Origin of the sequence: Streptomyces kunmingensis (assembly GCF_039533535.1) — a bacterium.
Classification (GTDB): domain Bacteria; phylum Actinomycetota; class Actinomycetes; order Streptomycetales; family Streptomycetaceae; genus Streptomyces; species Streptomyces kunmingensis.
In genome coordinates, this window is sequence record NZ_BAAATS010000001.1 from 248,659 (window position 1) to 260,708 (window position 12,050).

Annotated in this window: 9 protein-coding genes and 1 pseudogene; 6 read left to right on the forward strand and 4 right to left on the reverse strand. The window is 70.6% G+C overall.

Going from position 1 to position 12,050, the window contains the following annotated elements; all coding sequences use genetic code 11:
- Positions 1 to 144 precede the first annotated feature (144 nt).
- Positions 145 to 1,371 carry a formaldehyde dehydrogenase, glutathione-independent gene (gene fdhA / locus ABD366_RS01035; RefSeq protein ID WP_324769012.1) on the reverse strand — a complete coding sequence of 409 codons (1,227 nt, stop codon included), beginning with the start codon at positions 1,369 to 1,371 and terminating at the stop codon, positions 145 to 147.
- A 132-nt stretch (positions 1,372 to 1,503) separates the two neighbouring features.
- Between fdhA and ABD366_RS01040 the strand changes: the two are divergent.
- A pseudogene (locus ABD366_RS01040) lies at positions 1,504 to 1,716 on the forward strand (cupin domain-containing protein); the annotation flags it as partial.
- Positions 1,717 to 1,805: 89 nt separating this feature from the next.
- On the opposite strand, the gene ABD366_RS01045 reads toward ABD366_RS01040, so the two are convergent.
- From ABD366_RS01045 to ABD366_RS01055, 3 genes are all read right to left on the reverse strand, one after another.
- Entirely contained in the window at positions 1,806 to 3,017 is a 1,212-nt protein-coding gene (locus ABD366_RS01045) for an MFS transporter (protein ID WP_324769021.1), read from the reverse strand.
- A gap of 206 nt (positions 3,018 to 3,223) precedes the next feature.
- Positions 3,224 to 3,814 (reverse strand): methylated-DNA--[protein]-cysteine S-methyltransferase, encoded by a 591-nt coding sequence (locus ABD366_RS01050; protein ID WP_324769013.1) that lies wholly within the window; start codon positions 3,812 to 3,814, stop codon positions 3,224 to 3,226.
- A gap of 45 nt (positions 3,815 to 3,859) precedes the next feature.
- Positions 3,860 to 4,735: a glycerophosphodiester phosphodiesterase gene (locus tag ABD366_RS01055; protein ID WP_324769014.1), complete on the reverse strand. Its 876-nt coding sequence runs from the start codon at positions 4,733 to 4,735 to the stop codon at positions 3,860 to 3,862.
- A gap of 272 nt (positions 4,736 to 5,007) precedes the next feature.
- Between ABD366_RS01055 and ABD366_RS01060 the strand changes: the two genes are divergently transcribed.
- The 5 genes from ABD366_RS01060 (at position 5,008) to ABD366_RS01080 (ending at position 11,981) form a co-directional block, all read left to right on the forward strand.
- Positions 5,008 to 5,856, forward strand: coding sequence for an MHYT domain-containing protein (locus ABD366_RS01060; RefSeq protein WP_324769015.1), 849 nt, complete (start codon positions 5,008 to 5,010; stop codon positions 5,854 to 5,856).
- A 63-nt stretch (positions 5,857 to 5,919) separates the two neighbouring features.
- Positions 5,920 to 8,055, forward strand: coding sequence for an excinuclease ABC subunit UvrB (gene uvrB / locus ABD366_RS01065; protein ID WP_324769016.1), 2,136 nt, complete (start codon positions 5,920 to 5,922; stop codon positions 8,053 to 8,055).
- Positions 8,056 to 8,250: 195 nt separating this feature from the next.
- Positions 8,251 to 8,826, forward strand: coding sequence for a TerD family protein (locus ABD366_RS01070; RefSeq protein WP_324769022.1), 576 nt, complete (start codon positions 8,251 to 8,253; stop codon positions 8,824 to 8,826).
- An 11-nt stretch (positions 8,827 to 8,837) separates the two neighbouring features.
- Positions 8,838 to 10,760, forward strand: coding sequence for a TerD family protein (locus ABD366_RS01075; protein WP_344440872.1), 1,923 nt, complete (start codon positions 8,838 to 8,840; stop codon positions 10,758 to 10,760).
- A gap of 243 nt (positions 10,761 to 11,003) precedes the next feature.
- Entirely contained in the window at positions 11,004 to 11,981 is a 978-nt protein-coding gene (locus ABD366_RS01080; RefSeq protein WP_324766269.1) for a TerC family protein, read from the forward strand.
- Positions 11,982 to 12,050: the final 69 nt, after the last annotated feature.

A 12,050-nucleotide genomic window follows, 5' to 3' on the forward strand; every position in this document is an offset into this window, starting at 1 on the left:
ACAGCCGGACCGCCCGCGCGCGGGCACCGAACGGGACCAACCGGTGGTATCGGGATACAAGGATGCTGGGAAGTCGGCGCCGGGGATCTCGGCGTGGGAAAGGAAGGCGTAGGGGCCCGGACCTGCGCCCGGGCCCCTTCCCGCTCACACAGGCCGCGCCCCGCCCAGCGCGCCGTGCGGATCGAGGACGTACTTCCTGCTCGCCCCCTGGTCGAACTCGGCGTAGCCGCGCGGCGCGTCGTCGAGGCCGATCACCGTCGCGTTGACGGCCTTGGCGATGTGGACGCGCTCGTGCAGGATCGCCATCATCAGACCCCGGTGGTACCGCATGACGGGGCACTGCCCGGTCGTGAGCCGGTGGCTCTTCGCCCAGCCGAGCCCGAGCCGCACCTTGAGCGTCCCGGTGCGCGCGTCCTGGTCGACGCCGCCCGGGTCGTCGGTGACGTACAGGCCGGGGATGCCGAGGGCGCCGCCGGCCGTCGTGAGGCCCATCAGCGAGTTGAGGACGGTCGCGGGTGCCTCGGCGGAGTCCGGGCCGTGCGCCCGCGCCTCGAACCCGACCGCGTCCACGGCCGCGTCCACCTCGGGCACACCGAGGATCTCGGCGACCTGGTCCTCGACCGTGCCGCGGGTCAGATCGACCGTCTCGCAGCCGAAGCTGCGGGCCTGCGCGAGCCGCTCGGAGTTCAGGTCACCGACGATCACCACGGCCGCGCCGAGGAGCTGCGCGGAAGCGGCCGCCGCCAGCCCGACGGGCCCGGCCCCGGCGACGTACACCGTCGAACCGACCTGCGTGCCGGCGCTCAGCGCGCCGTGGAAGCCGGTCGGGAAGATGTCCGACAGCATCGTCAGATCGAGCAGCTTCTCGAGCGCCTGCTCCGGGTCGGGGAACCGCAGCGCGTTGAAGTCCGCGTACGGAACCATGACGAACTCGGCCTGCCCGCCGACCCAGCCGCCCATGTCGACATAGCCATAAGCCGCTCCGGGACGTGCCGGGTTGACGTTCAGGCAGATGCCGGTCTTGCGCTCCTTGCAGTTGCGGCAGCGCCCGCACGCGATGTTGAACGGCACCGAGACGATGTCCCCGATGTCCAGGAACTCGACGTCGGGCCCCTTCTCGACGATCTCGCCGGTGATCTCGTGGCCGAGGACCAGGCCCTCGGGCGCGGTGGTGCGGCCGCGCACCATGTGCTGGTCGCTGCCGCAGATGTTGGTGGCAAGGACCTTGAGGATGACGCCGTGCCGGCACGTCCGGCCGACGTTCGCCGGTGCCACCCCCGGGCCGTCCTGCAGTTCGAGCGTCGGGTGGTCGATGGTCCTGACCTCGACCGCACCCGGTTTCAGATACGCGACTGCCCTGTTCCCGCTCATCCCTGTTCGCCGTCCCTTCGGCTCCGTGACTCGTCGTACGGCGGATGTTCCGGCTGTGCGCACGGCGGAGTCTGCTACCGAAACGGCACTCTGAGGAGACCCGGCGGGGGAGTCGTTGAAGAAGGAACGGGGCGCGGCATCCGGCAGATCACGCCGGGAGTCGTCACCGACACCGAGGCCGACGAACTGTTCGTGGTCGTCGGCGGCCGGGCCACCGTGGGGGTCGAGGGCGGCGCCGTCCTGGAACTCGCCCCCGGCACGGCTGCCGTGCTCCGCGCGGGCGATCGCACGACGTGGACGGTCCACGAGGCGCTGCGCAGGGCCTACCACCTGAGGCTGGACTGAACTCCCGCTCGTGGCATGCCGGTCGGGCCCGCTGCCTACGTCGCTGCCTCCGTCGGTCGGATCCGGCCGCCGGCCGCCGGGTCCTGTGCCTACGCGGGCCGGGTTCTTCGCGTGAACAGGGCGAACGCGCCGAGTGGCAGCAGCAGGCACGTCGCCGCCAGGTTCAGCCACGCGTAGCTCGCCGTCGCCACCACCAGGCCCGCCGCGGCGCCGCCGATGCCCGCCGACAGGCTCGTCGTCAGATCGGACAGACCCTGCGCGGCGGCCCGCGCCGCCCCGGGCACGGAGTCGGTGAGCAGCGCGGAGCCCGCGACGAGCCCCGCCGACCAGCCGAGCCCCAGTACGAACAGGCCCGCGGCGCTCTGCGCGTGGCTGCCGCCCGCGGTCCCGGCGAGCAGCGTCGCGCAGGCGAGCAGCCCCACCCCGAGCCCGATCACCGTCAGCCGCCCGAACCGGTCCGCGAGCCGCCCCATCACCGGCGAGAACGCGTACATCCCGGCGATGTGCCCGCTGATGACGAGCCCGATCAACTCGATACCGGCGCCGTGGTGTTCGAGGTCCACCGGTGTCATCGACATGACCGACACCATCGCGGTGTGCGACACGGCGACCGTCACCAGCGCGAGCCGGGCGCGCGGCGACGCGGACACGGCGGCGAACCCCGCGCGCAACGAGCGGGCCTCGCGCGTCTGCTCCTCCGCGGGGGCCAGCGCCCGCGCGGTCAGCAGCGGATCGGGGCGCAGCAGCAGGTGCACGACGGCCGCGGCGATCAGGAACACCCCGGCCGCCCAGACGAAGGGGCCCGACTCCTCGGGTATGCCGAGCCCGGCGACGCTGCGGCCCGCCGGTGCGGCTATGTTCGGCCCCAGGACCGCCCCGATGGTGGTGGCCCACACGACGGTCGAGATGGAGCGGGCCCGCCGGTCGGGAGCGGCCAGGTCGGCTGCCGCGTACCGGGCCTGCAGATTGGCGGACGACGCGGCGCCGAAACCGGCGAGCCCGGCGAGCAGCAGCGGAAAGTTCCCCGCGTCGGCGGCGATCACGGTCAGGGCGGCACCGAGCGCGCCGACCAGATAGGCGAGGACGAGTCCGGCCCGTCGCCCCCGCGCGTTCATGAGCGCGGCGAGCGGCATCGAGAGGATCGCGGTCCCGGCGACGCTCGCCGTGGACGCGAGCCCGGAGAGCGCCTCGTCCCCGCTGACCTTCTTGGCGAGCACGGCGGCCAGCGCGATCCCGGTGGCGGTTCCGAGCCCGCCGAGTATCTGCGAGGCGACGAGCACCCGCTGCGTACGCCGCTGCAGACCCTCCGGCCCCGCGTCCGCGTCGCTCTGCGAGCCCCCTACGGCGTCCGAGGACGCGCCCTTGAGGCGACCGAACAGACCCCCACCTGCACCCAACGAACGACCCCCACCTCAACCATGCGCCCGGTCAGGCGCGCCCCGCCCCAGGACCCTCGCGGAACCCGCAACCCCGGGACCTGCGCGGAACCCCCAACTCCGGGACCTTCTCAGAACAACGGCTCGGGCAACACCCCTTCCAGCGCGAGCAGCTTCCGCTTGGTCTCGAGACCGCCTCCGAACCCCCCGATCCCTCCGTCGCGCTCCACCACCCGATGGCACGGCACCACGACCGGCAGCGGGTTCGCCCCCATCGCCGCGCCCACGGCCTGCGCGGCCCGGGGCTGGCCGACGCGGGCGGCCAGCTCCCCGTACCCCACGACCGCCCCGTACGGCACCCCGGCGGCGAGCTCGCGCAGCACCTCCCGGTTGAACCCGGTGATCAGCGACCAGTCGAGCGGCAGCTCGAAGCCGCGCCGCCGCCCGGTGAAGTACTCCGCGAGCTGGCGTCTCGCCTCGGCGAGCAGCGGCGCGTCCGGCGCCTCGGCCGGCTCGGTCCCGAACCGGGTACCGAGCCGGCCGAGCATCTCGTCCCGCACCGCGTCGGTGGCGTGGAAGACCACGCTCACCAGCCCCTCGTCCGTCGAGGCGAGCAGCAGCGGCCCGATGTCACTGGCCACGACGGCCCACACGACGCGCCGCGGCGCGACCGGCCCGGCCGGTGCCTCGGGTGCGCTCTCGTTCTGCCCGGTGACGTCCATGGCGACCACGGTAGAGCCGGGCACTGACAACGCCCCGACGAACGGTCAGTCGTCGACGGCCTCGCTCACCACGTCCGGGTTGTTGGTGATGATGCCGTCGACGCCGAACCCGGCGACCCGCTGGGCGGTCACCGCGTCGTTGACCGTCCAGGTGTAGACCTCGAGCTGCTTGCGGTGCGGGCCCTTGAGGGCATGGACCGCGCTCACGTAGTCGGCGGAGACCGTCGTGTGGCTGGGGTTGATCTGGTCGACGAACTTCGCGTATGCGGGCAGATCGGCGACGGCGGGGGTGCCCAAAAACCCGGTCTTGATCTGCGGTCGCCGTTCGTGCATGGTCCGCATGCTGTCCGCGCTGAAGCTCTGCACGACCAGCCGGTGCTTGACGTGCTCGTACCGCAGCCAGCCGTCCTTGCGGAGCTGGCTCAGGATCTGGTCCTCGATGCCCGGGTACAGCTCGGGCGACTTGATCTCCATGAGCAGCTTCTGGTGGTTGCGGTCGACCCGCTTCAGGTACTGGTGCAGGGTCGGAACCCGCTCACCTGCGAATTCGGCGCCCTTCCAGCTGCCGGCGTCCAGCTTGGCGATCTCCGCGGCCGTGAAGTCCCGCACGTTCCACGGGGCGCGGTCGGGGAAGAGCTCCTCGACGTTCGTGGTCCGGTTCAGGGTCGTGTCGTGGATGATGACGAGCGCGCCGTCCTTGGTGCGCTGCACGTCGTTCTCGACCCAGGTGGTGCCCAGGTCGTCGGCCTCGTCGACGGCCTCCAGGGTGTTCTCCGGGGCGTAGGCGGAGGCGCCGCGGTGGGCGACGACCACAGGTCTGTCGTGCCATGAGGCGGCCTGTGCGGCGGTGGGCAGGACCAGGACACCGATGACGACGGAGCCGGTCACCGAGGCGAGTGCGGCTGCTGCGCGTACGTACAAGATCTGCTCCTCGTGCGTCGTGAGATCGCGGACGGCACGACACTGACAGGCGATGGCCAACAGAACACAGGCGAAGGATGGTCATAGGTTGAACGGAGTTGTCCAACCGCGGCCGACCCCGCGTTCAACGTCGGGGTTTCTTTGCCGGAAAATCGGTCGGACCTTGTCGTGTGCGCTTTAATCTCAGCTTCAACCTCGGCCGCCCCAGTGGTCGTTGACAGGGGAACGAGCAAGACATCTCGGGCAGGAAACAGGCGGAAGGGCTGCGGCGCATGCGAGGGACGGTCGACGGCTTCAGTTATGGGCTGGTTACGCCATTGGTGGCGTACTTCATGGCCTGCCTCGGAGGTGCTCTCGGTCTCCGGTGCACCACCCGCTCGCTCCTGGTGGCCAACACCTGGCGCGGCGGCTGGCTCGCGCTCGGCTCCGCGGCGATCGGCTCGGGCATCTGGACGATGCACTTCATCGCGATGATGGGCTTCAGCGTCGAGGGCGTGCCGGTCCACTACGACAAGGCACTCACCTTCGCGAGCCTCGGTGTGGCCATCGTCATGGTCGGCGTCGGCGTCTTCATCGTCGGCTACAAGGGGGCGACCGGTCCCGCCCTGTTCACCGGGGGCACCATCACCGGCCTGGGGGTCGCGTCGATGCACTACCTGGGAATGGCCGGAATGCGGCTTCACGGGACGATCGAGTACAACACCTTCCTCGTGGGCGCCTCCGTGGTGATCGCCATGGTGGCCGCCACCGCCGCACTGTGGGCCGCCGTGCAGGTCCGCGGCATCCTGTGGAGCCTCGGCGCGAGTCTGGTCATGGGGCTCGCCGTCTCCGGCATGCACTACATGGGGATGGCCGCCGTCAGCGTCCAGACGCACAGCGCCGCCACCGGTTCTCCCGGAGGGGACTCCGCCGCCGGGATCCTCGCCCCCATGATGATCGGCCCCCTGTGCTTCCTGCTCCTGGCCGGCGTGGTCGTCATGTTCGACCCGCTGATGGTCATGGGCCGCCCCGACTGGCGCGACGCCCAGGAGGCGGCGGAGCTGGAAGGCCGCTCACGCGCGGGCGTGCCGCGGCCGCGCCACATCACCGAGAGGCAGACGCGCACCCCTCAGGGCTGGTGACGCGGCGGCCGTCCGGAGGCCGATCGAGCCCCGTTGTCAGTGGTGGGTCGTACGGTTGAATCCATGCGGCCCGTATCCAAGATCGAACGCACGGTGGCACCCTTCGAGGTTGTCAGTCCGTACCAGCCCAGCGGTGACCAGCCCGCGGCCATCGCCGAGCTGGACAAGCGCGTCCGCGCAGGCGAGAAGGATGTCGTCCTGCTCGGCGCGACCGGCACCGGCAAGTCCGCCACCACGGCGTGGATGATCGAGAAGCTCCAGCGCCCCACCCTGGTGATGGCACCGAACAAGACGCTGGCCGCCCAGCTGGCGAACGAGTTCCGCGAGCTGCTGCCGAACAACGCGGTCGAGTACTTCGTCTCGTACTACGACTACTACCAGCCCGAGGCGTACGTCCCGCAGTCGGACACGTACATCGAGAAGGACTCCTCGGTGAACGAGGAGGTGGAGCGCCTGCGCCACTCCGCGACGAATTCGCTACTGACCCGCCGCGACGTTGTGGTGGTCGCCTCCGTCTCCTGCATCTACGGCCTCGGCACGCCGCAGGAGTACGTCGACCGCATGGTCCCCCTGAAGGTCGGCGCCGAGTTCGACCGGGACGAGCTGCTGCGCCGCTTCGTCGACATCCAGTACACGCGCAACGACCTGGCGTTCCAGCGCGGCACCTTCCGAGTGCGCGGCGACACCATCGAGATCTTCCCCGTCTACGAAGAGCTCGCGGTCCGCATCGAGATGTTCGGCGACGAGATCGAGCGGCTGTCCACGCTGCATCCGCTCACCGGCGAGGTCATCAGCGACGACGACTTGCTGTACATCTTCCCCGCGTCGCACTACGTGGCGGGCCCCGAGCGCCTGGAGCGCGCGGTGAACGACATCGAGAAGGAGCTCGCCGAGACCCTCTCCACCATGGAGAAGCAGGGCAAGATGCTGGAGGCGCAGCGGCTGCGCATGCGCACCACGTACGACATCGAGATGCTCCGCCAGATCGGCTCGTGCTCCGGCGTGGAGAACTACTCGATGCACTTCGACGGCCGCGAGCCCGGCTCCCCGCCGAACACCCTGCTCGACTACTTCCCGGAAGACTTCCTGCTGGTCATCGACGAGTCGCACGTCACCGTGCCGCAGATCGGTGCCATGTACGAGGGCGACGCCTCCCGTAAGCGCACGCTCGTCGACCACGGTTTCCGGCTGCCGTCCGCGCTCGACAACCGCCCGCTGAAGTGGGAGGAGTTCCAGGAGCGCGTCGGCCAGACCGTCTACCTGTCGGCGACGCCCGGGAACTACGAGCTGGCGCGCGGTGACGGCTACGTCGAGCAGATCATCCGCCCCACCGGCCTCATCGACCCGGAGGTCGTGGTCAAGCCCACCGAGGGCCAGATCGACGACCTGGTGCACGAGATCCGTACGCGCACCGAGAAGGACGAGCGGGTCCTGGTCACCACGCTCACCAAGAAGATGGCCGAGGACCTCACGGACTACTTCCTGGAGCTCGGCATCCAGGTGCGCTATCTGCACAGCGACGTCGACACCCTGCGCCGCGTCGAGCTCCTGCGCGAGCTGCGCGCCGGCGAGTACGACGTCCTGGTCGGCATCAACCTGCTGCGCGAGGGGCTCGACCTGCCCGAGGTCTCCCTGGTGGCGATCCTCGACGCGGACAAGGAAGGCTTCCTGCGCTCCGGCACGTCCCTGATCCAGACCATCGGCCGTGCGGCTCGTAACGTGTCGGGCCAGGTCCACATGTACGCCGACAAGATCACCCCGGCGATGGAGAAGGCCATCGACGAGACGAATCGCCGCCGCGAGAAGCAGGTCGCGTACAACAAGGCGAACGGCATCGACCCGCAGCCGCTCCGCAAGAAGATCAACGACATCGTGGCGTCCATCGCGCGTGAGGACGTCGACACGGAGGAACTGCTCGGTACCGGCTACCGCAAGGGTGGCAAGGACGGAAAGGGCGCCAAGGCTCCCGTCCCCTCGCTCGGCAAGGCGGACACCGGCAAGAAGAAGCGCGGCAAGGCGGCGGAGACCACCCCCACCGACCGTCCCGCGGCCGAGCTCTCCACGGAGATCGAGGAGCTGACTGAGCGGATGCGCACGGCCGCCGCGAACCTCCAGTTCGAGATCGCCGCACGGCTGCGTGACGAGGTCTCCGAGATGAAGAAGGAGCTGCGGCAGATGCGGGAGGCGGGCATCGCCTGACCTGCCACGGCGGGCGGGGCCCGAGCGGTGTGTTGCAAGAACGACACAAAACCCCGCCCGCGGTGGCGGCGATGTCAGTGCCGCCCCATAGGGTTTGCCCCACCGCGCGATTCGCGGCAACAGGGGACGCTCGAGAGGGGACAGCGCGTGACGGCCGATTCCGCCGGTTCTGCCGGTTTTTCAAAAGGGCCCGGCATCAGCCTGACCAAGGGCCAGGCCATCAGTCTGGAGAAGCAGGGCGGAGGCGCCCTCACCGCCGTGCGCATGGGCCTCGGCTGGCAGGCCGCCCCACGGCGCGGCCTGTTCGGTACCCGTACGCGCGAGATCGACCTGGACGCGTCCGCGGTCCTCTTCGCAGACAAACAGCCCGTGGACGTGGTCTTCTTCCGCCACCTCGTCAGCGACGACGGCTCGGTGCGGCACACCGGTGACAATCTGGTCGGCGGCGTCGGCCAGGGCGGCGACGACGAGGCGATCCTCGTCGACCTGTCGCGTGTCCCGGTCCACATCGACCAGATCGTCTTCACGGTGAACTCCTTCACCGGACAGACCTTCCAAGAAGTGCAGAACGCGTTCTGCAGGCTGGTCGACGAGACGACCGGCCAGGAGCTCGCCCGCTACACGCTGGACGGCGGCGGCCAGTACACGGCGCAGATCATGGCGAAGGTGCACCGCGACAACGCGGGCGGCTGGAAGATGACGGCCCTGGGCACGGCGGCCAACGGCCGGACGTTCCAGGACCTCATGCCCGCGATCCTGCCCGGTCTGTAGCGGCGCGCACGATGGCGGCCGAACTGGTGAGGGGGCAGAACCACCCCCTCGCCCAGACCCGTCTGGAGATCCGGGTGTCGGCCGGCCGCCCGGTCGTCGCGGGCGCCACGCTCGCCGACGACCGGGGCACCGTCCGCGGTCCCGAGCACGTCGCCCACCCCGGCGCGCCCGCGCTGCCCGGCCTCGAAGTCCCGCGCCAGGCCGCGGCCGACCACAGGCTCGCCGTCGACCTGGACGCGATGCCGCCGGACGTGCACCGGGTGACCGTGCTGCTCGCCCTGCCGGCCGGGACCGGCGGGCCGACCCGCTTCGGCGCGGTGGCCGCCCCGTTCGTCGCGGTCACCGGACTCGACGGCACCGAAGTGGCCAGCTACACCATCACCGACCTCGACACGGAGTCGGCCGTCACCGCCCTGGAGCTGTACCGCAGACAGGGCGCGTGGAAGGTCCGCGCCATCGGCCAGGGGTACGCCGAAGGGCTCGCGGCCCTCTTCGCCGACCAGGGTCTGCCCGACGCCCGCGCGCTGGCGGGCGCCGTCCAGGACGCCGTCGCCCAGGGCCTGGCCCGCACGGTGGCGTCCCCGCCGCGTCCGGCCGACGAGGCCCAGGTCCGCGCGGCGGCCACGGCAGGACACGCCTCGGGCGCCCTGCCGCCCACCGCCCCCGCCGCTCCCTCCACCGCCCAGGCAAGCGGCCCGGAGGCGCCCGGCGGCCCGGCGGAGCCCATCGACTACACCCATCCGGGCCGCCAGGCGCCCCCGCCGCCCGTCACGGCGCCACCCGCCGAGCCGGGCCGGCCCGCCGCCCCCGTAGCGGGCGACGCGACGGGCTGGAGCATGGAGGAGCGGCTCTACAACCAGGTGTGGGGCATGTTCGAGGACCTGGCCCGCACGACGGCCGCCTACCGCAGCGCCGTCGACTTCGCCGACTCCCGCATGGAGCAGGAGCTCGATCGCGTGCTGTCCGACCCGCGCAGCCGCATCGGCGGCCAGGCGGATGCCGCACGCGACGCAGCGGCCGCCAAGCACGCCGCCCTGGTGGACCGCGCGCGCGAGGCCCTCGACCGGGACGTGGCCCAGCTGGTCGCCGAGTCCGAGGTCGTCGAACCGGCGCTCCCTGCGGCGTACGCGGGCTGGGACAACCCCTGCTGGCACGCCTACCGCAGCCCCATGGAGATCCCCATGGCCGTCCGCCTGGGCGATCTGCGGCTGCCCGAGAGCGAGAGCGCCGGGCTGCACATCCCGATGCTGGTGAGGCTGCCGCTGGAGCGCGGCCTGTGGATCGACGCGGGCACCACCGACGCGGACGCCCTCGTGGACGCCGACGAGCTGAGAGCCCGCGCCGCGCACACCGCCACCGAGCTCGCGGCGCGGCTGCTCGCGGCCTATCCGGCGGGCGAGTTCAGCGTGCACGTCCTCGACCCGGCGGGCACGGCGTCGGGCGCGCTCGCCCCGCTCGTCGACGCCGGGGTGCTCGCAGGGCCGGTGGCCCGGGGCGCCGCGGGTGTCGCCGAGACGCTCACCCGGCTGACCGACCGGGTCGACCTCGTCCAGATGGCGGTGCGCAGCGGGGCGGCCGACGCCCTGCCGGCCGATCTGGACGTCGCCGAGCAGCTGTTGATCGTGCATGACTTCCCGCACGGCTTCGACGACCGCGCGGTGACCCGGCTGCGCTATCTCGCGGACGAGGGGCCGCAGGTCGGAGTGCATCTGCTGCTCGTGGCCGACCGGGAGGACGCCGCCGAGTACGGGCCGCTCCTCGACCCCCTGTGGCGGGCGCTGCTGCGCCTGACGCCGCTGCCCGACGACCATCTGGCCGACCCCTGGGTCGGACATGCGTGGACGTACGACCCGCCGGCGATCCCGTACGGCAGCGGGGTCCTGCGCCAGGTCCTAGCGGAAGTGGCCAAAGCCCGCCGGGAGAAACGCCTCTGACCTGCGAACTTGGAACTGTCTTTACCTAACCCTTTACGTTCCATGGGTGTTTCCAGTACGCTCCTTTACGCGGAGGGGAGTACTCCCGTACGCGGCGTTCCCGTCAATACGGACGATCGGCCTGATGGCCGACGATCCCGGGGCGTCGGCCCGAGGCGCAGCGGCGCCCGGGTGGAAGAGACCTCCGGCAGCGACGACGCTGATCAGTAGCCGTACGACGCCGGAGGCGCAGTGGACGTATCAATGACCTTGTGGGTACTGACCATTCTTGGTCTGGGTGCCCTGATCGCGGTCGACTTCTTCATCGGGCGCAAGCCCCACGACGTATCCATCAAGGAAGCCGGGATCTGGACCGTCGTCTGGATCGTGCTCGCCGCGCTCTTCGGCGTCGGCGTGACCATCTGGGGCAGCGGCCAGGCCGGCGGTGAGTTCTTCGCGGGCTTCATCACCGAGAAGTCGCTCAGCGTCGACAACCTCTTCGTCTTCATCCTGATCATGGCGAAGTTCTCGGTGCCGACCCATCTGCAGCAGCGCGTGCTGCTGTTCGGTGTGCTCATAGCTCTCGTACTGCGGGCGATCTTCATCGCGGCGGGCGCCGCCGTCATCGCCAACTTCTCGTGGGTCTTCTACATCTTCGGCGCGTTCCTCATCTACACCGCCTGGAAGCTCGTCCAGGAAGCGATGTCGGACGACGAGGAGGAGGACTTCGAGGAGAACCGCCTCCTGAAGTCCATCGAGAAGAAGTTCGGCGTCGCCGACCGGTACCACGGCACGAAGCTGTTCGTCCGTGAGCACGGCAAGAAGATCATGACGCCGCTGCTCGTCGTCATGCTCGCCATCGGCATGACCGACGTGCTGTTCGCGATGGACTCGATCCCCGCGATCTTCGGCCTGACCCAGGACCCGTACATCGTCTTCACGGCCAACGCGTTCGCGCTGATGGGCCTGCGCCAGCTGTACTTCCTCATCGGCGGTCTGCTCAAGAAGCTGGTCCACCTCAGCTACGGCCTCTCCGTGATCCTCGGATTCATCGGCGTGAAGCTGGTCCTGCACGCACTGCACGAGAACGGCGTGCACGTGCCGGAGATCTCCATCCCGGTCTCGCTCGCCGTGATCTGCGGTGTCCTGATCGTCACCACGATCACCAGCCTCATCGCCTCCAAGAAGCAGGCCGAGCGGGAAGCGGCCGAGGCGGCCCGCAAGGACAGCATCGACGTCTGACACCGTCAGGCGTAGCAATCACCAGCGCCGGGAGGCGTGCGCGGCCGGTCGCCGCGCGCGTCGCCCGGC